A 24279-nucleotide genomic window follows, 5' to 3' on the forward strand; every position below is an offset into this window, starting at 1 on the left:
GGCATCATGCCATGACGCCCTGCTGCTTCAACCGCGCTTTTGCCGGCATCGACAGCGACTTGCGGAATTCGTGATTTGCCAGCACCCTGCAGCGATCGGCGGTGCGCCGCCTGTGCCATAAAATGCAACCGCCACGACCAACCGGGACCAGACCGCAGGTATGACCAGCAAGATCGTCGTGCTCGATCCGATCACCGCCGAGACCGCGACCCGCATGCGCGGGCTGCTGCCGCAGGGCATGCAGCTCGAGCATGCGAAGAACCGCGACGCCGCGCATCTGCAGGAGATCGTCGCCGAGGCGGATTTCATCGTCTCCGGCCAGATCGCCGTCGACGCCGCCCTGCTGGCGGCGGCGCCGCGCGCCCGGCTGCTGCACAAATGGGGCGTCGGCGTCGACAATTTCGATCTCGACGCCGCCCGCGCCCAGGGCGTGATCGTGGCGCGCACCACCGGCAGCAATGCGGTGCCGGTCGCCGAATTCACCCTCGGCCTGATGATCGGCCTGCTGCGCAACCTGGCCTGGGGCCACCACACGCTGCAGAACCACCAGTGGCGCACCACGCAGCTGCCCAAGCCCAGCTACATGCTCAGCGGCAAGACCGTCGGCATCGTCGGCTTCGGCGCCATCGGCCAGAATGTCGCGCGGCTGCTGCGGCCCTTCGGCGGCCGCATCCTCTACAACAAGAACCGCCGCCTGCCGGAGGCCGAGGAGCAGGCGCTGGGCGTCGAATTCGCCGATCTCGCCACCCTGCTGGCCGAGGCCGACGTGGTCTCGCTGCATTGCCCGATGACGCCGCAGACCGCCGGCATGATCGACCGCCGCGCGCTGCAGTCGATGAAGCGCAGCGCCGTGCTGATCAACGTCGCCCGCGGCGGCGTGGTGGTGGAGAGCGACCTGGTGGAGGCGCTGCGCGCGAAGGAGATCCTGGGCGCCGCGACCGACGTCTACGAGACCGAGCCGGTGCCCTTCGACCATCCGCTGCTGACCATGGAGAATGTGGTGGCGACGCCGCATATCGCCGCCATGGCCGCCGACAATTTCGAGAGCACCGTGCTGCAGATGTGGGGCAATATCGCCCGTGTCGCCCGCGGCGAGCCGGTGGCCGAGAACGACTTCGTCTGCTGAGCCCGGCCGGCGCCCGGCACCCGGGGCCGAGGCCATGCCTGGCGGAGCAGGGGCCCTTGCACCCGCCGGGCGCGCCGGCCCCCTGGCAGGCACCGCCAGGACCGGCGCCGCTGCCGCTCGCGCCCCTGGCCCGCCTCGGGCGGGTTTCCGGCGCTGGCGGCGTGGCCCTGCTCCTGTATGCTGCGGCCCGTCACGGAGGGATGCGGGGATGCGCCGGCGGCGGGCAGGGCAGGGATGGTGAGGCAGCGCCGCCTGGCGGGGCTGCGCGGCTGGACCGGGCGCATCCGCACCCGCGCCATGGCGATCGTCGCGCTGATGTTCACCGTGCTGGTGGTGCTGGCCGGCGGCGCCCTGCTGATCGACCGGGAGCAGGATGGCATCATCCAGGACCTGGCGGTGTCCGACCGGGCGGCGACCGATGCGGTGGACGAATTCGCCACCGTGGTGGCCCGCATGGGCGGCGCCTTCGCCAGCGCGGTGGCCGGCGTCGACCCGGCGCCGACCGTGGCCCGCCGCATCCTGCGCAACAGCGAGATCGCGACACAAGCCTATGGCCGGCTGCTGGCGGTCTATGACGGGCGGATCGACCCGCTGCTGCTGGGCGGCGCCCGCGACGTGATGCAGGGGCTGCCGGATTTCGCCCGCCAGGTGCATGACGCGCTGCAGCAGAATGCCCGCGACCGCTTCATCGCCCTGCACGCCGCCTGGATCGACCAGTCGGTGCCGCTGGACCGGCTGGCGGCGGAGGCGCGGCGCATCGGCCATCAGGATGCCGACCGCAACCTGGCCCGCGCCGTCGCCGTCTCGGGCTGGTCGCAGCGCATGACGCTGGCGGGCTTCGGCTTCGGCCTGGTCGGGCTTGGCCTGACCTGGCTGGTGCTGGTCCGGCTCACCGCCCGGCCGCTCGGCCGCGTCGCCGCCGCGATGGAGCGGCTGGCGCGCGGCGAGGTCGAGACCCCCGTCCCCGACGCCGCCCGCGCCGACCAGGTGGGCGAGATGGCGCGCGCCGTGCTGGTGTTCCGCGACAATCTGCGCGGCACCATGCGGCTGGTCGAGCAGGCGCTGGAGGGGGCCCGGCGCACCGCCGTCTCGACCGAGCAGGCCTCGGGCGCCATCGGCCAGGTCTCCGAAGGCAGCATGACCCAGCTCGGCGAGCTGCAGCAGGTGGCCGAGGCCCTGTCGCAGAGCACCGGCGCCATCGGCGAGGTGAACGGCGCCATCCAGGACAGCCATGACCGGATGGAGCGCGCCAAGGCGCTGCTGGCCGAGAGCCTGGAGAAGGTGCAGAACCTGATCATGCTGGTCGATGCCGTCAGCGACGACACCGAGCGCGTCACCCGCATCGCCGGCACCATCGGCAAGCTGGCGACCCAGACCAATATCCTGGCGATCAACGCGGCGATCGAAGCGGCGCGTGCCGGCGAGCACGGCCGCGGCCTGGCCGTGGTCGCCGAGGAGGTGCGCAGCCTCGCCGTCAGCAGCGAGGGGCTGGCGCAGGAGATTTCCGAGGTGGTGCTGCTGGCCGGCCGCCGCTCCCGCCAGGGCAGCGGCACGGCCGCCGCGGTCGGCGCCGCGATGGACGAGCTGGAGACGCTGGTCAATGACAGCGCCCGCCTGTCCGGCGCCACGGCGATCGCCATGGAGCAGCAGCAGGCCATGGTCGCGCAGATCAACCAGCGTGTCGCGGTGCTGACCCGCATCGGCCAGTCCAATGCCACCGCCGCCGAGGAGATCACCGTCACCATGATCGATCTCGCCCGGCTGGCCGCCGACACCCGCAGCGCCGTCGAGGATGTCGCCGGCCGCCGCCGCGGATAGGCTCCCGTCACATTCCCGCAAGACCGGCCCGCCGGCATGACAAGCGCGCGAGAAGCCGGGCCGGACCCCTGGCCAGCCCGGCGCGACGCTGCTTTCTCTGGACGGTGACGGCCGCGCCACGCCGTCGCGATGGGAGAGAATGCAGTGACACGACCGATCGTCCTTGGAACGGCGCTGGCCCTCTGCGGCCTGCTGTCCGGCCTTCCGGCCGCCGCCCAGGGGCCGGCCCCCGCCCAGCCTTCACCCACTCAGCCTTCCCCCGTCCAGCCTTCCGCCCCCGTCCAGGCGCCGGCGGCGGCCACCTCGGCCGCGGTGCCGGTGCGGGCCCAGGCCAGCATCCCGCTTGGCGTCACGATCGTCGCCCGGTCGATCGAGCGCGGCGAGGATGCGGTGGTGGTCACCGTCATCGCCTCCTTCGACAGCCGGCAGACCAATTCGGTGATGCTGGCCAACGAGCCCACCTTCCTCCGCTTCGGCGAGGACCAGCGCCTGTCGCTGCGCCAGCCGGCGGACAACCGCGACCTGCGCATCCGCAACGGCCAGAGCATGGAAGGCCAGCTGGTCTTCCCCGGCTTCCTGCCGCCGGAGACGCGCGAGGTGACGCTGGTCTTCAATGACGGGCAGGATGCCAGCGACATCTCGGCCCCCGGCCTGTCGCTGCGGATCCCGCTGCCCGCCGCGCCGTGAGCCTGTTCCGCCTGGCCGCCCTGCTGCTGCTGCCGGCCGTCGCCGTGGCGCAGCCGCTGGCGGAGCGGCCGACGATCTTCCGCGAGACGCCGTTGCCTTTGCCAGCCTGGCGGTCGCATGCGCTGCCCGAAAGCCGCTTCGCCCCGCGCGCCGCGGAAAGCCGGCTGGCGCCGGCGCCAGCGGAGTCCAGCTTCCGCCTCCGCGAGGTGGAAAGCCGCCTGCGCCCGCGCACCGAGCAGCTGCTGGGCACGCTCGGCGCCGAGGCCACGGGTGACAGCATCCGCATCGCGTTGCCCGGCGATGTCCTCTTCGACTTCGACCGCAGCGAGATCCGCGCCGATGCCCGGCCGGTCCTGGCGCAGCTGGCCGAGGTGCTGCGCGCCTATGCGCGCTCGCCCGTGGAGATCCAGGGCCACACCGATTCCCGCGGCAGCGACGCCTACAACCAGGCGCTGTCGGAGCGCCGTGCCGCCTCGGTGCAGGCCTGGCTGCAGCGCCAGGGCGTCGCCGCCGCGCGGCTGCGCACCATCGGCCATGGCGAAAGCCGCCCCGTCGCGCCCAACCAGCAGGCGGATGGCCGCGACGACCCGGCCGGCCGGCAGCGCAACCGCCGGGTCGAGTTCATCATCCACCCAGCCCCGCCGGGATAGACGCGAAAGGACGCCGCCGATGGCCCCGATGACCTGTCCCGAATGCAGCCACCGCGTCTCCGACAAGGCGCTGGCCTGCCCCTCCTGCGGCTATCCCATTGCCGGCGATGGTGCGCCGCGCCACGGCGTGGCCCATGTCGTCGGGCGCGTCGCCGGCACCTGGCTTTCGGTCTCGGCGCTGGAGAACATCGTCATCGCCATCGTCTTCTTCGGCGGCATCGCGGCGGTGCTGATCACGCTGATCCTGGTCAACCGCTAGGCAGCGCCGCGCGCGGCAGGGGCCGGGCGTCTAGCGGTCGGCCCGCTGCATCAGCGCCAGGCCGCGCAGGAAGGCGGCTAGGTCGCCGGCGGCGGCCTCGAACAGCGCGGCGCGGGCGAGGAACCAGTGGCCGTCCTCGCGCTGCTCGGCCAGGGCGCGGGCCATCCGCTCGGCCAGGCGGAAATGGCCGCGGGCGAGCGCCTGGGCGAAGAGCGCGCGGGGATAGCGCACCAGCTTCCGCCGGGCGCGGTAGAGCGCCCAGAAGCCGGCCTCGTCCAGCGTGCCTTCGGTGAAGCCGCGCATCACCGGCGCCAGGATCTCGGCCTTCTGCAGGCTTTCGGCCAGGCCATGGCCGAGATGGCGGCAGCGCAGCAGCGTCAATCCCGGTGCGGCCAGCCGGTCGGCATGGCGGCGGTCGGGGTCGAAATGCGGATCGTGCAGCAGCCAGATGCGGGCGGCCGTCGCCAGCTCCTCGGCCGCATCGCGGAAGGGCGGCGCCCAGTCGCCGAGCGGATAGCGCGTCTCCCAGGGCACCAGCGCGCGGTCCAGCGTCGATTGCGGGTCGATGGCGATGACCGTCGCGCCCGGCGACAATGAAGAGAAAACCAGGGCGCCGAAGCCACCCTTCGAGCTGCCGGCGAAGACCACGCGGTCGAAGCCGCGGAAGAAGCCCGCGTCGCGCAGACGCAGCAGCGCCTGGTGCAGCGCGGCCTCGCGGAACCAGAGCGGGCGCAGCGAGGCGATGCCCAGGATCGACCAGCCGTTCTGGAGGGCGAAGCGCCAGCCCCAGGGCTCCGGCAGGCCGTCGCGGCCGCGATGCGGCTTCAGGTGGTCGAAGGTCACCTGCAGGAGGCGGCCGCCCGGCTGGAAGCGCAGCATGTGGTCCGCGGTGGCGAGCTGCCAGGGCCGGTCCGGGGGTGTCATGGCGCGGCGGCCAGCAGCGCACCGGGATCGCTGCCCCTTCGCACTGGCAGGCGCTGTGCCATCTCGGGCGTGGCTTCTGTTCGGGGAGGCCCGCTGGCTATGGGCGGCAAGCTCAAGGGGCCGACGCCGCCAGGCGCCGCAGCCCCGCCGGCAGCGCCCGCGCCGCCGGCAGGTTGCGGCGCGCCATCTCCGCCAGCAGCCAGCGGGCATGCACCAGGCGGACCCGCACCGGCATGCGCGGCAGGCGCAGCAATTGCGCCAGCGCCGTGCGGTGCCGGCCGCCCAGCAGGCGCAGGATCTCGCCATCGGGGCCGATGGCGATGCCGACCTCGCCTTCGCGCCGCTCGATGGCGGCGCTGCGCAGCGGGCTGGCGGCGACGCGGCGGTCCAGCGCCTCGCGCGCCAGGAAGCCCTCGTCGCGGATGCGCTCGGCCAGGAGGCGGTAGTGGGCAAAATAGGCGTCGATCAGCGCCGGCGTGGCGAGGCGGACGGCATTGCGCTGTTCCGGCCGGCCCTCGGCCATGCGGGATAGCATGTAGCGGTAGATCGGGCTGTCCTGCAGCGGGCGCGCCGTGTCGAGCAGCGCCGCCATCTCCTGCTGCACGACGCTGCCCTCCAGCGGCTCGCGCGCCGCGGCCCAATCGCCGCCATCGAGGAAGCGCTGCGCCAGCCGCAGCCGGCGGCGGCCGTCGGTGACCGTATCCATCAGCTGCCAGCGCAGCCGGGCGGGATCGAGCTCCAGCCGCAGGGCGGCGCCGAAGAAACGCTCGGCATGGGCGAGCGGCAGCATGGCCGGCCGCCCGGCCGCCAGCTGCCTGGCGCTCCGGTCCAGCTGCCAGGGGAAGAGCGGTGCCCGGCCCAGCAGGGGGGCGGTGGCGATCGACCACTGCCGGGCCAGCGGCCGCAGCGTCCTGGCGCGCCAGTCCTGGCCGTCGGCGACCGGGCGGTAGCGCGGCATGGCGGCGCCGCCGATCAGGGGCGGCGTGGAGTGGGGCAGGGCATCGGGCATCACGCGCCGCGGGTCTCCGCTCGGATGACGGCGGCGACAGGCCGGCGTCATGCCTCTGTAACCCGTCGGGCGGCAGGGCGGCCAGCGCCATTCTGCTGCGCCGCAGCGTGGCCGGCGGCGCGTGTTGCAATCGGCCACGGGTTAATCCTAAGCTTTCCACGAGCCAGGCCGACAGAGCTTCTGGTCAGAGGGATTCCGAGGGAGATGCTGATGCGCCATAGCGCAAACGGGCAGGGCTTCGTCATGCCTGCTCCACGCCGCGCCGCGGGCGACCGCTGAGCGATGGCGACGGTCGATATCCGGGACGTTCGCAAGAATTTCGGCAGCACCGCCATCCTGCATGGCGTCAACGTGGACATCGCGGATGGCGAGTTCGTCGTCCTGGTGGGCCCGTCCGGCTGCGGCAAGTCCACCCTGCTGCGGATGATCGCGGGCCTGGAGAATATTTCGGGCGGCGAGGTCGCGATCGGCGGCCGCGTGGTCAACAATGTCCCGCCGAAGGACCGGGACATCGCCATGGTGTTCCAGAACTACGCGCTCTACCCGCACATGACGGTGCGCGACAACATGGCCTTCTCGATGAAGCTGGCCAAGGCGCCGGCCGATGTCATGGACAGCGAGGTCAAGCGCGCCGCCCGCATTCTCGGCCTTGAGGCGCTGCTCGACCGCTATCCGCGGCAGCTCTCGGGCGGGCAGCGGCAGCGCGTCGCCATGGGCCGCGCCATCGTCCGCCACCCGCAGGTTTTTCTTTTCGATGAGCCGCTGTCCAACCTGGACGCCAAGCTGCGCGTGCAGATGCGGGCCGAGATCAAGGACCTGCACCAGCGGCTGAAGACCACGACCATCTATGTGACGCATGACCAGATCGAGGCCATGACCATGGCCGACAAGATCGTCGTCATGCATGGGGGCCATGTCGAGCAGATCGGCGCGCCGCTGGAGCTGTATGACCGGCCGGCCAATGTCTTCGTCGCGGGCTTCATCGGCTCGCCGGCGATGAACCTGCTGCCCGGCGTGGTGACGGGCGGCGCCTTCCAGCCGGATGGCGGCGGCCCGGCCTGGCCCTTGCCGCCGGATGCGCGGGCCAGCGAGGGCCAGCGCGCCACCTATGGCTTCCGCCCGGAGCATCTGTCTCTCGTCGCCGAGGGCATTCCGCTTGTCGTGACCTTGATCGAGCCGACCGGTTCCGAGACGCAGGTGAGCGGCAAGGCCGGTGGCGCGCAGGTGACGGGTGCCTTCCGCGAGCGGATCACCGCCCGGGTGGGCGAGACGATCCACGTGCTGCCCGACCCCGCCCTGGCCCACCTGTTCCATGGCGACACGGGTCAGCGCCTGAACGCTGCCTGACTGACAGCAATAGATGGGGGGTCTGGGGGAAATACCTTTCCCCCAGCCTTTCTTGAATTTAGGCGAGACACCGATTGAACGGTGCCGCCCGTCTGGAGGACGACGAGAATGCATGACCTGACCCGTCGTGGCGCCCTGGGGCTTGGTGCCGGCGCCCTGGCTGCCGGGCTGGCGGTACCGGGCCGCGCCCGCGCTGCCATTCCCATGGGCAATGCCACCGCGCCGCGGCAGCCGATCGAGAGTGGCGCCACGCTGCGCGTGCTGCGCCCGACCAAGTTCGTCGATGCCGACGAGACGGTGTTCCGCGAGAACACCGCCAAGTTCACCGCGCAGACGGGCGTGCAGGTGCGCGTGGACTTTGCCGGCTGGGAGGATCTGCGGCCGCAGACCGCGGTCGCCGCCAATACCGGTGCCGGCCCCGACGTGGTGGTGGCCTGGGCCGATGATCCGCATATCTATGCCGACAAGGTGCTCGATCTCAGCGAGCTGGCCGGCTATCTCGGCCAGAAATATGGCGGCTGGCTGGCGTTGCCGCAGCGCTTCGGCAAGAAGTGGGGCACCGAGCAGTGGGTGGCGCTGCCGATGGGCGGCTCGGGCGGTCCCTGCGTCTATCGCATCTCCTGGCTGAAGGAGGCCGGCTATGACAGCCTGCCGACCGACCACGAGAACTTCCTCAAGGCCTGTCAGGCGCTGAAGAAGAACGGCCACCCGGCCGGCTTCGCGCTGGGCAATGCGGTGGGCGACGGCAATGCCTATTGCAACTGGCTGCTGTGGAGCCATGGCGGCATGGTGGTGGACGAGGCCGGCAAGGTCGCCATCAACAGCCCGCAGACCATCAATGCGCTGCGCTACGCCAAGGAGCTGTACCAGACCTTCATCCCCGGCACGCTGTCCTGGGGCGACATCAACAACAACCGCGCCTATGCGGCGGGCGAGATCGGGCTGACGCAGAACGGCGTCTCGATGTACTTCGCGCTGAAGAACGACCCGAAGACCGCCGCCATCGCCGAGGATACCGGCATGGCGCGCATGCCCTTCGCGCCGGGCGGCAAGATGGCCGAGAACGTGCTGCTGCTGAACGCCATGGTGTTCAAGCACACCCGCTTCCCCAATGCCGCCAAAGAATACCTGCGCTTCATGATGGAGGCCGAGCAGTACGACACCTGGCTGACCGGCTGCGGCGGCTACTGGTCGCATCCGCTGGCCGCCTATGCCGAGAGCCAGGTGTGGAAGGGCGATCCGAAAATCGCCGTCTATCGCGACACCAACACGGTGGAGTTCTGGTCGGGCTACAAGGGGCCGATCAGCCAGGCCTCCGGCTCGGTCGCGGCGGATTACGTCGTGGTGCAGATGTTCGCTGCCGCCTCCTCCGGCCAGGCGACGCCCGAGGAAGCGGTGCGCGAGGCCGAGCGCCGCGCCCGCCGCTACTATCGCTGAGCCGCATGGCGCAGCGTGACGCCGCCGCGGGGGAGACCCCGCGGCCGGCTTGCCCGAAGCTGTCGGTCCGGGAGACTGGCTGAATGTCCGCAAGCTCATCCTCGGCCCCGCGCGGCCAGGACCTGCCGCCGGCGACCAACTGGCGGCGGCCGCAGATCAACCAGGGCTGGCTGGCGCGGCTGCTGGATTCCAAGACCTTCCTGATCATCGCCTGCCTGACGCCGGCGCTCGGCCTGCTGATGGTCTTCCTGACCTATCCGCTGGGCCTGGGCATCTGGCTGGCCTTCACGGACACGCATATCGGCCGTGGCGGCGGCTTTGTGGGCTTCGAGAATTTCGAATCCCTCTGGTATGACCGGGTCTTCTGGGGGGCGGTGTTCTACACGGTCTTCTACACCACGGTCGCCACGGTGCTGAAATTCGGCCTGGGATTGTGGCTGGCGCTGCTGCTGAACGAGAATGTCCCGTTCAAGTCGCTGCTGCGCGCCATCATCCTGCTGCCCTGGATCGTGCCGACGGTGCTCTCCGCCATCGCCTTCTGGTGGATCTTCGACGCCCAGTTCTCGATCATCTCCTATATTCTGGTCGATGTCCTTGGCTGGCGCGACACCTATATCGACTTCCTGGGGACGCCCTGGCACGCCCGCTGGTCGCTGGTCTTCGCCAATGTCTGGCGCGGCATTCCCTTCGTCGCCATCAGCCTGCTGGCCGGGCTGCAGACCATCTCGCCCTCGCTCTACGAGGCGGCGCTGCTGGATGGCGCCTCGAGCTGGCAGCGCTTCACCCGGATCACGGCACCGCTGCTGATGCCGATCCTGGCGGTGGTGCTGACCTTCTCGGTGCTGTTCACCTTCACCGATTTCCAGCTGGTCTATGCCATCACCCGCGGCGGGCCGATCAACTCGACGCATCTGATGGCGACGCTGGCCTTCCAGCGTGGCATTCCGGGCGGGCAGCTGGGCGAGGGCGCTGCCATCGCGGTCTCGATGATCCCCTTCCTGATCCTCGCCACCCTCTTCAGCTATTTCGCGCTGGCCCGCCGCAAGTGGCAGCAGGGAGAAGCCAATGACTAAGGCCGCGACCGCGGATGACGGCAGCGCCCTGCTTTCCTGGCAATCGCGCCAGCGTCGGGTGGTGACCGTCTATGTCCCGCTTCTCATCTTCGTCTTCATCCTGTTGTTCCCGTTCTATTGGATGACGATCACGACGTTCAAGCCGAACGCCGAGCTCTACGACTACAAGAACTTCAATCCGTTCTGGGTCGCCGCGCCGACGCTGGCCAACGTCAAGAAGCTGCTGTTCGAGACCAGCTATCCGCACTGGCTGTTCACCACCATGCTGGTGGCGGTCTGCTCGACGGTGCTGTCGCTGGTCTCCTCGGTGCTGGCGGCCTATGCGATTCAGCGGCTGCGCTTCAAGGGCTCGGCCTATGTCGGGCTGGCGATCTACATCGCCTATCTGGTGCCGCCCTCGATCCTGTTCATCCCGCTGGCGACCATGGTCTTCCAGCTCGGGCTGTTCGACAGCCCGATGGCGCTGATCCTGACCTATCCGACCTTCCTGATTCCCTTCTGCACCTGGCTGCTGATCGGCTACTTCAAGTCGATCCCCTATGAGCTGGAGGAATGCGCGCTGATCGACGGCGCCACCCGGCTGCAGATCCTGCGGCAGATCACCCTGCCGCTGGCCGTCCCCGGCCTGATCAGCGCCGGCATTTTCTCCTTCACGCTCTCCTGGAACGAGTTCATCTACGCGCTAGCGTTCATTTCCTCGTCCGAGAACAAGACGGTGCCGGTGGCCATCCTGACGGAGCTGGTGCAGGGCGACGTCTACCAGTGGGGCGCGCTGATGGCGGGCTCGCTGCTCGGCTCGCTGCCGGTCGCGATCTTCTATTCGTTCTTCGTCGACTACTATGTTTCTTCGCTGACTGGCGCAGTGAAGGAATGAAACGCGCGGCGGGATTCGTCCCGCCGTCATACCCTGGCCACGCCCTGGAGAAAAAAAGTTGCCCAAGAATACGCTGAAGGCTCGCCTGGCGGCGGGCGAGCAGGTCTATGGCGCCTGGGTCGGCACCGGCGCCACGGTCAATGCCGAGATCATGGGCCATATCGGCTATGACTTCCTGGTCATCGACCACGAGCACGGGCTCGGCGAGCTGAGCCAGGCGGTGGACTCGCTGCGCGTGGCGGAAGCCGGCGGCACGCCCTGCATCGTCCGCGCCCCCTGGAACGACCCGGTCTGGCTGAAGCGCATCCTCGATGCCGGGGGGAATTCCATCATGATCCCCTCGATCGAGACGGCCGAGGAGGCGCTGGCCGCCGTCCGCGCCTGCCGCTATCCGCCGCACGGCACTCGCGGCTATGCGGCGACCGTGGTGCGTGGCGCCAAGTACGGGCTCGAGCCCGGCTATGCCCATGCCGCCAAGGACGAGACCCTGGTCATCCTGCAGATCGAGAGCGGCGCCGCGGCCGAGCAGGCGGAGCAGATCTGCGCCATCGACGGCATCGACGTGGTCTTCATCGGCGTCAACGACCTGGCCTGCTCGCTCGGCTACATGGAGCAGCTGGACCATCCGGAGGTGCGCAAGGTGGTCACCCGGCTGGAGGATGTCATCCTCGCCTCCGGCAAGCCGATGGGCACGGTGCCGAATGCCGGCGCCGATTGGCGCAGCCTGTTCCAGCGCGGCTACAAGCTGGTGGTCGGGCCGCATGACGGCGCCATGCTGCGCGATTCCGCGCGCAACGCCTGGGCGGAGTACCAATCCTTCAAGGCGGGCCGCTGATGCAGGCGCTGGTCGAGGCCCTGCGCGCGGCGCTGGGCCCGGCCGCCGTGCTGGCGGGGGCCGATGTCCCCGCCCGCAACGAGAAGGACTGGTCCACCCTGCCGCCGCAGCGCCCGGCGCTGGTGATCCGCCCGACCGACACGGACGGTGTCGCGACCGCGATGCGCCTGTGCAGCGAGCATGGCCGCGCGCTGGTGCCGCAGGGCGGGCTGACCGGCCTCTGCGGCGGCGCCCGGCCGGAGGAGGGCGGCATTGCCCTCTCGCTGGAGCGCATGTCCGGCATCCTGGAGATCGACCCGGCGGCCGCCAGCATGACGGTCCTGGCCGGCACCCCCCTGCAGGCGATCCAGCAGGCGGCGGACGAGGCCGGCTTCTTCATCCCGCTCGACCTCGGCGCCCGCGGCTCCTGCGCCATCGGTGGCAATCTCTCGACCAATGCCGGCGGCAACCGCGTCATCCGCTACGGCATGGCGCGCGAGATGGTGCTGGGACTGGAGGCGGTGCTGGCCGATGGCACGGTGGTCGGCAACCTGAACAAGATGCTGAAGAACAATGCCGGCTATGACCTGAAGCACCTGTTCATCGGCGCCGAGGGCACGCTCGGCATCATCACCCGCGTCGTGCTGCGGCTGTTCCCGAAGCCCGGCTGCACCATGGCGGCGCTCTGCGCGCTGGACCGCTACGACCAGGTGCTCGACCTGCTGGCCGGCGCCCGGCGCGGGCTGGGGCCTCTGCTCTCCGCCTTCGAGGTGATGTGGCCCGACTACTGGGAGGTGGTGACCCGCCAGGTGCCGGGCGTGCGCAGCCCGGTCGGCGCCGGCCACGGCTTCTACGTGCTGGTCGAGGCCCAGGGCATGGAGGAGGCGATCGATGCGCCGCGCTTCCAGGCCTGGCTGGAGGGCCAGGCCGAGGCCGGGGTGGTGGTCGATGCCGCGGTCGCCCAGTCGATCGCCGATGTGAAGGCCTTCTGGGGGGTGCGCGACGCCTGCGCCGAATTCCCCCAGGTGCTGGGCCCGCACGAGCCCTTCGATATCGGCCTGCCGGTCGGTGCCATGGATGACTACGTCATCCGCTGCAAGGCGGCGCTGGAGGCGGCGCTGCCCGGGGTGGTGGCGCTGTTCTACGGCCATATCGGCGACGGCAACTTGCATATCGTCGCCTGCCTGCCCGGCGCGGTGCCGCAGCCGCGTGAGGTGATCGTCGGGATCGTCTATGACGTCGTCAGGCAGTTCGGCGGCACGGTCTCGGCCGAGCATGGCATCGGCCTGACCAAGAAGCCCTATCTCGGCTATGTCCGCAGCCCGGCCGAGATCGCCCTGATGCAGCGCCTCAAGGCGGCGCTCGACCCGCAGGGGCTGATCAACCCCGGCAAGGTCATCTAGCGCCGCTCTTGCCGCCGGCCGGGAATGGTTCCACCATGCCGGCCGGCCGCGCTGCCGCCGGGTGCGAGCCGTCCGGCGCGCGGCCGGAAGGGCCGTGCCACGGGCGTTTTGCCTGCCTATTGCCAGCCCTGTCTTATCATCATACCTACAGCCGAAGGCGGGGCAACGGCGTGGCGCGGTTCAAGAACCTCTATGGCCAGGTAGTGGACACGCTGGGGCGGCAGATCGCCACCGGCCAGCTGCCGGTCGGCCCGATGCCCAGCGAGCCGCTGCTGGCCGAGCGCTGCGGCGTCAGCCGGGTGGTATTGCGGGAAGCCATCAAGGCGCTGGCGGCCAAGGGCATGGTCTCGGTCGGTCCCAGCATTGGCACGCGGGTGCTGCCGCGCGACAACTGGGCGCTGCTCGACCCGCAGGTGCTGGAATGGCACGCCGGCAGCGACCTGAACCGCGCGACCATCGCCGATCTGGTGGAATTGCGCCGGATCATCGAGCCCGAGGCGGCGCGGCTGGCCGCCAGCCGCGCGACGGCCGAGGATTTGGCCAATATCCGCCTGGCCTATCGCCGCATGGAGGCGGCGCTGGGCCATGAGGCGGAGTATGTCCTGGCCGATGCCGGCTTCCACACCGCGGTGCTGCTGGCCTCGCACAACCAGTTCCTCTGCCAGCTGCGCGCGGCGCTGCAGCAGCTGCTGAAGCTGGGCTTCTCCCTCTCCTCGCGCCATCCCAATGCCGCGGCCTCGACGCTGCCGCATCACGAGACGCTGCTGCTCTGCCTGGAGCGCCGCGACGGTGCCGCCGCCGCCGCCGCGGTGCAGCGCCTGATCGCCTGCAACCTCGAGCATCTGCGGAGCGTGCTGGGCGAGGATGTCGGCGGCGCCCTGCTGCCCCCTTTGTCAGGCGAACCCGATCCCGAGGAAACCGCGTCGCATGCTTCATGAGATCCAGGGCAGCTACATCATCGCGCAGACGCCCTTCGACGACCGCGGCGCGGTGGATGCGGCCAGCATCGACAGCCTGGTCGCCTTTTACCTGAAGCATGGCGCCGACGGTTTCGTCGTCGGCGGCGTCAGCGGCGAGGGCGGCAAGCTGACCGCCGCCGAGGCCGAGCTGGTCACCCGCCGCTTCATCGCCGGCAGCGGCGGCAAGCCGGTGATCGTCGGCGTCAGCAATCCCGGCACCGCGCAGCTGGCGCAGCTGACCGCCCAGGCGATGGATCTCGGCGCCGCCGGCGTGATGATCGCGCCGCCCGGCGGGCTGCGGACGGAAGAGGAGCTTCTGTCGTATTTCGCCACCGTCTTCGCGATGATCGGCGACGTGCCGGTGGTGCTGCAGGATTTCCCGGGCTCGACCGGGGTCTGGATGTCGGTGCCCTCGATCCTGAAGCTGATCGAGGCGCATCCGCAGATCCAGGTGGTCAAGCAGGAGGACCTGCCCAGCCTGGAGAAGATCTCCCGGCTGCGCGCCGGCGAGGGCCGGCGGGTCGCCATCCTCACCGGCAACAACGGCCTCTATCTGCCGCAGGAGCTGGGCCGCGGCATCGACGGGCCGATGGCCGGCTTCTCCCATCCCGAGATGCTCTCCGGCGTCTGGCAGCTGCACCGCCAGGGCGAGGTCGAGGCGGCGCATGACCTGTTCGACTGCTATCTCCCCCTGCTGAACTACGAGGCGCAGGGCTTCTGGGGGGTGGCGGCGCGCAAGGAGGTGCTGCGCCGGCGTGGCGCCATCCGGCACGCCACCATGCGCCAGCCGGGGCCCAGGCTGACCGCCCGCCATCAGGCCGAGCTCGACCTGCTGGTGCGCCGCGTCGAGCGCGCGGTGGCCGCCCGTGGCTGACCCCGTGATCGAGGCCGCCCTGCCGGCGGAGGAAGCCCTGGCCGCCATCCGCGCGCTGCTCGGGCCGCGCGGCGTGGTGGAGGACGCCCTCGACCAGGCCCCCTACCTGGAAGAGCCGCGAAAGCTGTTCCCCGGCCGCGCCGCCCTGGTGACGCGCCCGGCCGATCGAGACCAGCTGGCCGGCGTGCTGCGGCTCTGCCACGCGGCACGGCTGCCGGTCATCCCGCTGGGCGGCCGCACCGGCCTGGTCGGCGGCACCACCAGCCAGGAAGGCCCGCCCCCGGTGCTGATCAGCCTGGAGCGGCTGAACCGCATCCTCGCGGTCGATGCCCAGGCCATGACCATGACGGTCGAGGCCGGCTGCATCCTGGAAAACATCCACCGCGCCGCCGAGGCCGAAGGGCTGCTCTTCCCGATCAATCTCGGCGCCCGCGGCAGCTGCATGATCGGCGGCAATATCGCGACCAATGCCGGCGGCATCCAGGTGCTGCGCTACGGCAACACGCGCGACCTGGTGCTGGGGCTGGAGGTGGTGCTGCCGGATGGCGAGGTCTGGGACGGGCTGCGCGCCCTGCGCAAGGACAATACCGGCTACGACATGAAGCAGCTGTTCATCGGCGCCGAGGGGACGCTGGGCATCGTCACCGCCGCCGTGCTGCGCCTCTTCCCGAAGCCGGAGGAGGTGCAGACCGCCTTCCTCGGCCTGCCGGACGCGAAGGCCGCCATCGGCCTCTATGCCCTGGCGCAGCGGCTGTCGGGCGGCACGCTCTCCGCCTTCGAGCTGATCCAGCGCTTCGGCGTCGAGATCTCCTGCCGGCATGGCGGCGGGGTCGATCCGCTGGCCGCGCCCGCGCCCTGGTATGTCCTGCTGGAGATGTCGGGCGCCGCCGATGGCGCGCTACGCGCCACGCTGGAGACGCTGCTGGAGCAGGCGATGGAGCAGGGGCTGGTACTCGACGGCACCATCGCCGAGAGCGGCGCCCAGGCCGCCGGCCTCTGGCACCTGCGCGAGGCGCTGGTCGACACCCAGCAATACGAGGGCGCCAGCATCAAGCACGACATCGCCGTGCCGATCTCGCGCGTGCCGGAATTCCTGGAGAAGGCGGGCGCTGCGGCGCTCGCGGTCATGCCGACCGCCCGGCTGCTGGCCTTCGGCCATGTCGGCGACGGCAATATCCACTTCAACCTGGCGCAGCCCGCCGCCGGGATGACGGCGGAGGCCTTCCTGGCCGGCTCGAAGGCGGTCTACCGGGCGGTGCACGACGTGGTCGCCTCGCTGGGCGGCAGCATCAGCGCCGAGCATGGCATCGGCCAGCTGAAGCGGGCCGAGCTGGCGCATTACGCGCCGCCCGCCGAGCTGCGGCTGATGCGGGCGGTCAAGCAGGCCGTCGATCCACGCGGCATCATGAATCCGGGCAAGATTCTGGCCTAGGACATCGACCGGAATCTGGCCCTTTTCCAGGCCAGCGGCTTCGGCTTCCCTGTCGCGACGGCCCGGCCTGACCGGGCCCTCGGGACAGCGGGGTAGAGCAGTGGCGCAACGGGACTGGGATATCGGCACCGATATCGGCGGCACCTTCACCGATATCGTCGCGCTGCACCGGGTGACCGCCGAGCGCCGCCTGGCCAAGGTGCCCTCCCGCCCCGAGGCCCCGGTCCGCGCCATGCTGGAGGCGCTGGCCGCTGTCGGCCTGGCCGAGCCGGATGTCCGCCGCTTCGTGCATGGCACCACCCGGGTGACCAATGCCCTGGTGGAAGGCCGGCTGCCGCGCACCGCGCTGGTGGTCACCGCCGGCTTCGAGGATGTGCTGGAAATCGGCCGCTACCGCCGCCAGGAGCTCTACCGGCTGGACGTGCCGCCCAAGGCGCCGCCGCTGGTCCCCCCTGAGCTCTGCTTCGGCCTGCGCGAGCGCATCGGTGCCGATGGCGCCGTGCAACAGGCGCTGGAGGAGGCGGAGATCGACCGCCTGGCCGCCTGGCTGGCCGGCCGCGGCGTGCAGAGCCTGGCCGTCTGCCTGCTGCACTCCTACGCCAACCCGGCGCATGAGCGGCTGCTGGCCGAGCGCCTGGCCGGGCTGGTGCCGCATCTCTCGCTGTCGCACGAGGTCAATCCGGAGGCCCGCGAATACGAGCGGGCGTCCTCCACCGCCTTCAACGCCGCCGCCATGCCCATCGCGGTGGAATACCTGTCGGAGCTGGAAGAGAAACTGCCGATCGGCGCGGGGCTGCAGGTCTTCCACTCGGCCGGCGCCATGGTGCCGGTGCCGGCGGTGAAGCGCCGGCCGCTGGTCATGGCCATGTCGGGTCCGGCCGCCGGCGTCGCTGCCTCGGTCCGCATCGCCCGGCGCCTGGACCGGCCGCGGGTGCTGACCTTCGACATGGGCGGCACCACCACCGATGTCTGCCTGATCGTCGACGGCGTCGCCGGCATGGCCGATACCCGCATGATCGGCGGCCGCCCGCTGCGCCAGCCGATGCTGGCGGTGCATTCGATCGGCGCCGGCGGCGGCTCGCTGGTCCGCCTCGGCCCCGGCGGGTTGAGCGTCGGACCGGAAAGCGCCGGCTCGGAGCCCGGCCCGGCCTGCTACGGCCGCGGCGGGACGCTGCCGACCATCACCGACGCCAATGCCGTGCTCGGCTACCTCGACCCGGCGGCGCGGCTCGGCGACGCCATCCGGCTCGACCTCGACGCCGCCCGCGCCGTCATCGCGCCGATCGCCGCGGCGCTGTCGATGGGCATCGAGGAGGCCGCGCTGGGCATCGTCCAGGTGGCCAATGCCGCCATGGCCCGGGCCTTGCGCCGCGTCACCGTCGAGCGCGGCGTCGATGGCCGGGATTGCAGCCTGCTGGCCTTCGGCGGTGGCGGGCCGATGCATGCGGTGGGCCTGGCCGAGACCTATGGCCTGTCGGAGATCATCGTGCCTGCCGCCTCCAGCGCCTTTTCCGCGCTGGGCTGTCTCGCCGCCGATGTCAGCTTCCTGCAGCAGCGGACCCTGCGCCTGCCGCTGGAGGGTTTCGACGCCACGGTTTTCGCCGCGCGCCTGGCGGAGCTGGAAGCCGAGGCCACCGCCCCGCTGCTGGCCAATGGCATTGCGCCGGCAGACATCGGCATCGAGCGCGTCGCCCTGATGCGCTATGCCGCGCAGAGCGATTCCCTGCCGGTGCCCTTCGCGCCGCCCTTGTCGCCCGAGGCGCTGGCCGCCGAATTCCACCGCCGGCACCATGCGCTGTTCGGCTATGCCACCGGCGAGGCCTGCGTCATCGAGGCGCTGCGCGTCGAGGCCCGCCGCCCGACGGAGCTGGCACCGAGCCGGGCCGAGGCGCCCGCCGCGCCGCGACCGCCGCGGTCGCGCGACTGCATCTTCCCGGGGCATGGCCGCGTGCCGACGGCGATCCTGGCGCGCGAGGGCCTGCAGGACCCCGTGCGGGGACCGGCCATCATCGAGGATGCCTGGTCGACCGTGGTGCTGCCGCCCGGCTGGCAGGCCGCGCCCGATCCAGAGGGAAATCTTCTTCTGACGCGGAGCGATGCGGCATGAGCGCGCTGGACCCCTTCCTGGTCGAGGTCATCCGCCACGGCCTCTCCGCCGCGGCGGAGGAAATGAGCCTGGTGATGACCCGCTCCGCCCGCTCGCCGCTGCTGCGCGAGGCCGGCGACCTGTCCTCTGCCATCACCGATGCCGAGGGCGGGCTGGTCGGGCAGGGGCGCGACATCCCGATCCACCTGGGCGCCATGGCCTATACGGTGCGCGAGCTGCTGAAGCGCTGCCCGGCGGAGACGCTGCGCGACGGCGATGCGCTGATCTACAATCTGGGCGCGCTGGGCGGCAACCATCTGAACGACGTCAAGGTGGCGCGGCCGGTCTTCGTCGACGGCCGGCTGGTCGCCTTCGCGCTCAGTCTCGCGCATTGGCCGGATGTCGGCGGCACCTGGCCCGGCAGCTACCTGGCCGAGGCGGTGGACACTTTCCAGGAGGCGATGCGCATCCCGCCGATGCCGATCCTGCAGCAGGGCGCGCTGAATCGCCCGGTGCTGGATTTCATCCTGGCCAATGTGCGCGACCCCGTCGCCTGCGAGGGCGACCTGCTGGCCCAGATCGCCGCCACCGAGGCCGCCGAGCGCCGCATCCGCGAGCTCTGCGCCCGGCACGGGACGGATGTCTTCGTCGCCGTGATGGCCCGCCTGCACGACCTGTCCGAAGCAGAGATGCGCGCCGCCATCGCGGAACTGCCCGACGGCGACTATGAAGGCGAGGATTTCCTCGATGATGGCGGCCCGGACGGCGCACCGGCGCGCATCCATGTCCGCATCGCCATCCGCGGCGAGGAGGCGCATGTCGACCTCTCCGGCAGCGCCGACCGCGTCGCCAATTTCTGCAACACCACGCCCTTCATCGCCCGCTCGGCGGTGGCCTATGCCGCGCGCATCCTGAGCGGGCGGGAGATGCAGCAGAATGCCGGCGCGCTGCGGCCGCTGACCATCGTGACGCGGCCGGGCTCGATCCTGGAGCCGGGCTGGAACGCCGCCGTCGCCGCTGGCAACCACGAGACCTCGATGCGCATCGTCGACGCCATGTTCCGCGCCATGGAGCATGTCATCCCCGAGCGGCTCTCCGCCGGGGGGCCTGCGACCTCCGGCCTGCTGGCCTTTGCCGAGCCGATGCCGGACCAGTCCTGGCGCATGCTCTACGAGGTGCATGGCGGCGGCGAGGGGGCGCGGCACGACCGCGACGGCTCGCCGGCGACGCGGGTCCACCTGACCAATACCTCCAACACCCCGGCCGAGGTGATCGAGGCGAATTACGCCATCCGCGTGGAGGAACAGTCGATCCGCCGCGGCTCCGGCGGGGCCGGACAGCATCGCGGCGGTGACGGCGTGGTGCGCAGCTACCGCGTGCTGGCCGAGAGCATGTGGCTGACCAGCTGCGTCGAGCGCTGCAGGATTGCGCCTTACGGCTTGAAAGGCGGCGCGGCCGGCAAGCCGTTCCGCATCACCCTCACGCGGGACGGCGTCTCGGAAGAAATCCCGGGCAAGAAAAACATGCTGCTGCGGCGCGGCGACCTGGTGACGATGGAAAGCTGCGGCGGCGGCGGCTTCGGCCGCGCCGGCTGAAGCGATGCGCAGCCGATTGTCGCTGGCCGGGCTGCCGCTGGACCGGCGGGCGGAGCTGCCGCTCTACCAGCAGCTGGCCGCGGCGCTCCGGCCGCGCATCCTGGATGGCAGCCTGGCGGCGGGCACGCGGCTGCCGGGGTCGCGCGCCATGGCGGCCGAGCTCGGCTGCTCGCGCGCCATCGTCCAGGCCGCCTGCGACCTGCTCTATGCCGAGGGCTATCTGCAGTCGACGCCGCGCGGCGGGGTGCGGGTGGCGCCGGTGGCCAAGGGGGCCGCGCCCGCGGCCGGCGAGCAGCCATCGCCCCGCCTCTCCGAACGCTGGCGGGCGGTGAGCGAGATCGACTACGTCTCCGACCTCGCCTCGCCCTTCTCCAGTGGCACGCCGGATCTGGAGGAATTCCCCTTCGAGCTCTGGGCCCGGCTGCTGCGGCATTCCTGGCAGCGGCCGCCGGCCGATCTCTGCCGCGCCATGTCGCCGCTGGGCTGGCCGCCGCTGCGTGCCGCCACGGCCGAGTATCTCGGCGCGGTGCGCGGGCTGCTCTGCCGGCCGGAGGAGGTGGTCATCACCCCGGCCAGCGCCGGCGCGCTGGATCTGTGCTGCCGCATGCTGCTCGATCCCGGCGACGAGGTCTGGGTCGAGGAACCCGGCTTCATCGAGGCGCGCAGCAGCCTGCTGGCGGCCGGTGCCAAGCTGGTGCCGGTGCCGGTCGACGCCAAGGGGCTGGTCGTCGCCGAGGGCATCCGCCGGGCGCCGAAGGCGCGGCTGGCGGTGGTGACGCCCTCGCACCAGTTCCCGCTCGGCATCGCCATGGCGCTGGACCGGCGGCTGGAGCTGCTGGACTGGGCACGGCGCCAGGAAAGCTGGATCATCGAGGACGATTATGATTCCGAGTTCCGCCATCGCGAGAGCATGGCCGCCGCCCTGAAGTCGCTCGATCGCAGTGGCCGGGTGATCTATCTCGGCACCTTCTCCAAGGTGATGCTGCCCAGCCTGCGGCTCGGCTACCTGGTGGCGCATCCGGGCTTCGTCGAGGCCTTCGGCCGCGGCCGCGCCCGCATCGACGTGCATTCCGCCGGCACCGCGCAGCCGGCGCTGGCCGCCTTCCTCGCCGAAGGCCATCTGCTGCGCCACCTGCGGCGGATGCGCAAGCGCTACGCGGCGCGGCAGCAGGCGGTGCTGGCGGCGATCGGCGAGCTGATGCCCGACCTGCTGGAGGTGACGCCGACCGCCGCCGGGCTGCACCTGACCGCGCTCTTCACCCCCGCCCTGGCCGCGCGCCTGACCGACCGCGAGGCCTCGGCGCGCAGCCGGGCCGCGGGGAACTCCATCCAGCCGCTGTCGCAATGCTATCTCGGCCCGCCCGACCGGCAGGGGCTGGTGATCGGCTATGGCCGGCTGCGCGCGGAGGAGGCGCATCCGCGCCTCGCCGCCGTCGCGGCGGCACTGCGCCAGTGACAATCGAAAAAGGACGAGGCATGGGCAGGCTGCTGCGAACTGGGCTGAATGCCGGCACGGAGGCGCCGCGCGTCACCGGCGGCGAGGGCGCTTTCTTCATCCTGGCCGACGGGCGGCGCGTGCTCGATGGCAGCAACACCGGCGGCCCGCTCGGCCATGCCCATCCGGCGATGATCGCGGCGCTGCGCGAGGCCGCCAGCCTGCCCATGGTCAACGAGGGCTGGAACTGGTCCGGCCGCGATCAGGCGGCCGAGGATTTCTTCCGGGTGGCGCTGCCCGGCGAGGACTGGGCCGGCGCCATCCGCTTCTGCCTGAGCGGCAGCGAGGCCAATGACATCGCCCTCAGCCTGGCGCAGGCGATCAGCGGGCGGCCGGCGATCGCGACGCGGGCACGCGCCTATCACGGGCTGGTCGGGCTGTCGCGCGACGTCACCGTGCAGCCGCACTGGCATGGCGGGCTGGCCGCCCCCGGTGCCACGCGCCGCCCCTTCGCCGGCGCGCCGGTACACATCCTGCCGCCGCCCGAGGGCGCGCTGTACCGCAGCGACGACGTGGCGCCGGCGCCCCTGGCAGAGCGCCTGGCTGCGGTGCCGGGGATGCTGGCACAATCGGCGGCGATGATCCTCGACTACAGCCAGGGCGGCTTCTATCACGACGGCGCCTATCAGGACGCGCTGGCCGGCATGGCGCGCGCGGCCGGCTGCCTGTGGATCGCCGACGAGGTGGTAACCGGCCTGGGCCGCGCCGGGCGCCGCTTCGCCTTCCAGGGCGGCGCGTCGCGGCCCGACATTGTGACGCTGGGCAAGGGGCTGGGTGGCGGCATGGTGCCGGTCGCCGCCGTGCTCTTCTCGGCCGAGATGGTCGAGCGGATGCGGGGCAGCGCCTGGCAGAACTACGGCACGCTGCGCGGCCATCCGATGGCCATGGCCGCCGTCAGCGCCTATCTGCGCATTCTGGAGGAGGAGGCGCTGCTCGACCGCGTCGCGGCGCTGGAGACGCTGTTCGCCGCGCGGCTGGCGGAAATCGGGCGCCGGCATCCGAGTGTCGCGCGCATCGCCGGCCAGGGGCTGCACTGGACCATCGAGCTGCACGGCCCGGCCTGGCAGGACTGGCTGGCCGACACCGTCGAGGCGCCCATCGCCTCGCGGGTGGCGGCCGAGGCCCTGGCGCTCGGCGCCGTCATCGGCACCAGCGGCGAGCAGACCTCGCTGTTCCTGGCGCCGCCGCTGATCATTTCACCGCAGGATGCCGAGCGGCTGCTCGCCATCCTCGACCAGAGCCTGGATCTCGCCGACCGGGCGCACAACCAGCAGGAGACGATCCGATGAGTGACGAGGCCGCCATCCGCGCCGTGGTGCAGCAGTATTTCGACGCCCTCTATGACGGTGACGTCGCCGCCTTCCGCCAGGCCTTCCACCCCGAGGCGCAGCTCTTCTCGGCAGAGAATGCGGTGACCGCGGCGCTCGGCCTGGATGCCTGGCTGGAGCGCGTGGCCAACCGCCCGGCGCCGGCCGCGACCAACGATGCCCGCGTCGATGAGGTGGTGTCGCTGGCCCAGCCCAGCGCCACCACCGCGCATGTCCGCGTGCGCGACGCGCTGGGCGCCCACCGCTTCATTGATGAGCTCCTGCTGATTAAATATCCGCAAGGTTGGAAGATCGTCTGCAAGGCCTGGGCCTACGATTCTCAAGGCTAGGACTGCCATCTTCGCGACCCGGGCGCGCGCGGCGCCCCGGTCGCGAAGAAATTCCCGCCCCTGACTGGAATAATTCCCCCTCCGGCCTCGTAGGCGCCTCATCGAGGGGCGCATGCGTGCCGGCCTGGTGGCCGGACGGCATGTGGGGTCCAAGAGGGGATGCAATGAGAGTGAATGCAAAGGACCTCGCCTCCGGGGTGGTCCTGCTGGTGCTGGCGCTGGTCGGCCTCTGGCTGAACGGCGAGCACACATTGGGCTCGGCGCGGCGCATGGGCCCGGGCTACATGCCGATGCTGGTCTTCTGGCTGGAGCTGCTGCTCGGCGTCATCGTCGTGGCGCTGGCCTTCCGCGCCGGCGAGGATCCGCTGGAGAAGTGGACGAAGCTCGACTTCGTCACCCTGGCCATCGGCATCGGTGCCGGGCTGGTCGCCTATCCGCTGGCGGCGAGCGTGCCGGCGCTGTCGGTCAACTGGTATCCGATGGGCATCGCGCTGACCATCTGCATGGGCGTGATGGCGGTCAGCCCCGGCTGGCGGCAGATCGCCTTCGTGCTGATCGGCATGACCGTCTTCGGCATCCTGCTGGAGCAGGGCGGGCTGGTGCTGGCGGTGGCCGCCATGGTGGTGATCGCCGCACTCGCCGACCCGACGCACCGGCCGCTCGGCGTCGCCGGCTGCGTGGTCTTCCTGATCGCGCTGTGCTGGTGGATGTTCATCTACGAGCTGGATATCCGCGTCAACGTCTGGCCGGCCTTCTGAGC

At 71.1% G+C, this 24279-nt stretch carries 22 protein-coding genes; 20 read left to right on the top strand and 2 right to left on the bottom strand.

Translation table 11 applies throughout. The features are described 5' to 3' along the window. The first annotated feature begins 160 nt into the window (after nucleotides 1–160). The 5 genes from WFI16_RS08900 to WFI16_RS08920 all read left to right on the top strand — a co-directional run bounded on the left by WFI16_RS08900 (nucleotide 161) and on the right by WFI16_RS08920 (nucleotide 4540). On the top strand, nucleotides 161–1126 hold the full coding sequence (locus WFI16_RS08900; RefSeq protein WP_419897467.1) for a 2-hydroxyacid dehydrogenase: 966 nt from the start codon (nucleotides 161–163) through the stop codon (nucleotides 1124–1126). Nucleotides 1127–1363: 237 nt separating this feature from the next. Then, entirely contained in the window at nucleotides 1364–2944 is a 1581-nt protein-coding gene (locus WFI16_RS08905) for a methyl-accepting chemotaxis protein (RefSeq protein WP_419897468.1), read from the top strand. Between the two features lie 144 nt (nucleotides 2945–3088). Further along, the gene (locus tag WFI16_RS08910) at nucleotides 3089–3631 is read left to right on the top strand and encodes a hypothetical protein (protein ID WP_419897469.1); all 543 of its coding nucleotides are present in this window, start codon (nucleotides 3089–3091) and stop codon (nucleotides 3629–3631) included. Further along, nucleotides 3628–4281: an OmpA family protein gene (locus WFI16_RS08915; protein WP_419897470.1), complete on the top strand. Its 654-nt coding sequence runs from the start codon at nucleotides 3628–3630 to the stop codon at nucleotides 4279–4281. The genes WFI16_RS08910 and WFI16_RS08915 overlap by 4 nt, the downstream gene beginning before the upstream one ends. Nucleotides 4282–4300: 19 nt before the next feature. Further along, entirely contained in the window at nucleotides 4301–4540 is a 240-nt protein-coding gene (locus WFI16_RS08920; protein ID WP_419897471.1) for a zinc-ribbon domain-containing protein, read from the top strand. A 30-nt stretch (nucleotides 4541–4570) separates the two neighbouring features. On the opposite strand, the gene WFI16_RS08925 is transcribed toward WFI16_RS08920, so the two are convergent. Together WFI16_RS08925 and WFI16_RS08930 are read right to left on the bottom strand one after the other, a co-directional pair. Then, nucleotides 4571–5464: a hypothetical protein gene (locus tag WFI16_RS08925; RefSeq protein WP_419897472.1), complete on the bottom strand. Its 894-nt coding sequence runs from the start codon at nucleotides 5462–5464 to the stop codon at nucleotides 4571–4573. A gap of 112 nt (nucleotides 5465–5576) precedes the next feature. After that, on the bottom strand, nucleotides 5577–6473 hold the full coding sequence (locus WFI16_RS08930) for a hypothetical protein (RefSeq protein WP_419897473.1): 897 nt from the start codon (nucleotides 6471–6473) through the stop codon (nucleotides 5577–5579). Nucleotides 6474–6755: 282 nt separating this feature from the next. Here WFI16_RS08930 and WFI16_RS08935 point away from each other — a divergent pair, with 282 nt between their 5' ends. The 15 genes from WFI16_RS08935 to WFI16_RS09005 all read left to right on the top strand — a co-directional run bounded on the left by WFI16_RS08935 (nucleotide 6756) and on the right by WFI16_RS09005 (nucleotide 24277). Beyond that, a complete protein-coding gene (locus WFI16_RS08935) occupies nucleotides 6756–7820 on the top strand; it encodes an ABC transporter ATP-binding protein (protein WP_419897474.1) in 1065 nt (354 codons plus the stop codon). A gap of 108 nt (nucleotides 7821–7928) precedes the next feature. After that, nucleotides 7929–9257 carry an ABC transporter substrate-binding protein gene (locus WFI16_RS08940; protein ID WP_419897475.1) on the top strand — a complete coding sequence of 443 codons (1329 nt, stop codon included), beginning with the start codon at nucleotides 7929–7931 and terminating at the stop codon, nucleotides 9255–9257. An 83-nt stretch (nucleotides 9258–9340) separates the two neighbouring features. Further along, nucleotides 9341–10330, top strand: a complete 990-nt coding sequence (locus WFI16_RS08945; protein ID WP_419897476.1) for a carbohydrate ABC transporter permease — start codon at nucleotides 9341–9343, stop codon at nucleotides 10328–10330. After that, complete coding sequence (locus WFI16_RS08950; protein ID WP_419897477.1) at nucleotides 10323–11204, top strand: carbohydrate ABC transporter permease; 882 nt, start codon at nucleotides 10323–10325, stop codon at nucleotides 11202–11204. Before WFI16_RS08945 ends, WFI16_RS08950 begins: the two co-directional genes overlap by 8 nt. A 58-nt stretch (nucleotides 11205–11262) precedes the next feature. Then, nucleotides 11263–12039: an HpcH/HpaI aldolase family protein gene (locus WFI16_RS08955; RefSeq protein ID WP_419897478.1), complete on the top strand. Its 777-nt coding sequence runs from the start codon at nucleotides 11263–11265 to the stop codon at nucleotides 12037–12039. Beyond that, the gene (locus tag WFI16_RS08960) at nucleotides 12039–13421 is read left to right on the top strand and encodes an FAD-binding oxidoreductase (protein WP_419897479.1); all 1383 of its coding nucleotides are present in this window, start codon (nucleotides 12039–12041) and stop codon (nucleotides 13419–13421) included. The genes WFI16_RS08955 and WFI16_RS08960 overlap by 1 nt, the downstream gene beginning before the upstream one ends. Nucleotides 13422–13591: 170 nt before the next feature. Continuing rightward, a complete protein-coding gene (locus WFI16_RS08965) occupies nucleotides 13592–14359 on the top strand; it encodes a FadR/GntR family transcriptional regulator (protein ID WP_419897480.1) in 768 nt (255 codons plus the stop codon). Next, nucleotides 14349–15254 (top strand): dihydrodipicolinate synthase family protein, encoded by a 906-nt coding sequence (locus WFI16_RS08970; RefSeq protein ID WP_419897481.1) that lies wholly within the window; start codon nucleotides 14349–14351, stop codon nucleotides 15252–15254. The genes WFI16_RS08965 and WFI16_RS08970 overlap by 11 nt, the downstream gene beginning before the upstream one ends. Beyond that, a complete protein-coding gene (locus WFI16_RS08975) occupies nucleotides 15247–16686 on the top strand; it encodes an FAD-binding oxidoreductase (protein WP_419897482.1) in 1440 nt (479 codons plus the stop codon). Before WFI16_RS08970 ends, WFI16_RS08975 begins: the two co-directional genes overlap by 8 nt. Before the next feature lie 100 nt (nucleotides 16687–16786). Then, nucleotides 16787–18793, top strand: coding sequence for a hydantoinase/oxoprolinase family protein (locus WFI16_RS08980; protein WP_419897483.1), 2007 nt, complete (start codon nucleotides 16787–16789; stop codon nucleotides 18791–18793). Then, nucleotides 18790–20367: a hydantoinase B/oxoprolinase family protein gene (locus WFI16_RS08985; RefSeq protein WP_419897484.1), complete on the top strand. Its 1578-nt coding sequence runs from the start codon at nucleotides 18790–18792 to the stop codon at nucleotides 20365–20367. The genes WFI16_RS08980 and WFI16_RS08985 overlap by 4 nt, the downstream gene beginning before the upstream one ends. 4 nt (nucleotides 20368–20371) lie before the next feature. Next, a complete protein-coding gene (pdxR, locus tag WFI16_RS08990; RefSeq protein ID WP_419897485.1) occupies nucleotides 20372–21823 on the top strand; it encodes a MocR-like pyridoxine biosynthesis transcription factor PdxR in 1452 nt (483 codons plus the stop codon). Nucleotides 21824–21843: 20 nt separating this feature from the next. Continuing rightward, nucleotides 21844–23151 (top strand): aminotransferase class III-fold pyridoxal phosphate-dependent enzyme, encoded by a 1308-nt coding sequence (locus tag WFI16_RS08995; RefSeq protein WP_419897486.1) that lies wholly within the window; start codon nucleotides 21844–21846, stop codon nucleotides 23149–23151. Then, on the top strand, nucleotides 23148–23519 hold the full coding sequence (locus tag WFI16_RS09000) for a nuclear transport factor 2 family protein (protein WP_419897487.1): 372 nt from the start codon (nucleotides 23148–23150) through the stop codon (nucleotides 23517–23519). The genes WFI16_RS08995 and WFI16_RS09000 overlap by 4 nt, the downstream gene beginning before the upstream one ends. Before the next feature lie 164 nt (nucleotides 23520–23683). Continuing rightward, nucleotides 23684–24277: a hypothetical protein gene (locus WFI16_RS09005; protein WP_419897488.1), complete on the top strand. Its 594-nt coding sequence runs from the start codon at nucleotides 23684–23686 to the stop codon at nucleotides 24275–24277. The last annotated feature ends 2 nt before the right edge of the window (nucleotides 24278–24279 follow it).

The sequence above is a fragment of the Roseomonas sp. USHLN139 genome (assembly GCF_037145735.1).
GTDB lineage: Bacteria > Pseudomonadota > Alphaproteobacteria > Acetobacterales > Acetobacteraceae > Pseudoroseomonas.

Bases quoted from the DNA above. Each gene is read 5' to 3' on its own strand.
- WFI16_RS08900 (WP_419897467.1), top strand. From the start codon at position 161: ATGACCAGCAAGATCGTCGTGCTCGATCCGATCACCGCCGAGACCGCG.
- WFI16_RS08935 (WP_419897474.1), top strand. From the start codon at position 6,756: ATGGCGACGGTCGATATCCGGGACGTTCGCAAGAATTTCGGCAGCACC.
- WFI16_RS09000 (WP_419897487.1), top strand. From the start codon at position 23,148: ATGAGTGACGAGGCCGCCATCCGCGCCGTGGTGCAGCAGTATTTCGAC.
- WFI16_RS08970 (WP_419897481.1), top strand. From the start codon at position 14,349: ATGCTTCATGAGATCCAGGGCAGCTACATCATCGCGCAGACGCCCTTC.
- WFI16_RS08995 (WP_419897486.1), top strand. From the start codon at position 21,844: ATGGGCAGGCTGCTGCGAACTGGGCTGAATGCCGGCACGGAGGCGCCG.
- WFI16_RS08920 (WP_419897471.1), top strand. From the start codon at position 4,301: ATGGCCCCGATGACCTGTCCCGAATGCAGCCACCGCGTCTCCGACAAG.
- WFI16_RS09005 (WP_419897488.1), top strand. From the start codon at position 23,684: ATGAGAGTGAATGCAAAGGACCTCGCCTCCGGGGTGGTCCTGCTGGTG.
- WFI16_RS08925 (WP_419897472.1), bottom strand. From the start codon at position 5,464: ATGACACCCCCGGACCGGCCCTGGCAGCTCGCCACCGCGGACCACATG.
- WFI16_RS08950 (WP_419897477.1), top strand. From the start codon at position 10,323: ATGACTAAGGCCGCGACCGCGGATGACGGCAGCGCCCTGCTTTCCTGG.
- WFI16_RS08940 (WP_419897475.1), top strand. From the start codon at position 7,929: ATGCATGACCTGACCCGTCGTGGCGCCCTGGGGCTTGGTGCCGGCGCC.
- WFI16_RS08930 (WP_419897473.1), bottom strand. From the start codon at position 6,473: ATGCCCGATGCCCTGCCCCACTCCACGCCGCCCCTGATCGGCGGCGCC.
- WFI16_RS08960 (WP_419897479.1), top strand. From the start codon at position 12,039: ATGCAGGCGCTGGTCGAGGCCCTGCGCGCGGCGCTGGGCCCGGCCGCC.
- pdxR (WP_419897485.1), top strand. From the start codon at position 20,372: ATGCGCAGCCGATTGTCGCTGGCCGGGCTGCCGCTGGACCGGCGGGCG.
- WFI16_RS08945 (WP_419897476.1), top strand. From the start codon at position 9,341: ATGTCCGCAAGCTCATCCTCGGCCCCGCGCGGCCAGGACCTGCCGCCG.
- WFI16_RS08985 (WP_419897484.1), top strand. From the start codon at position 18,790: ATGAGCGCGCTGGACCCCTTCCTGGTCGAGGTCATCCGCCACGGCCTC.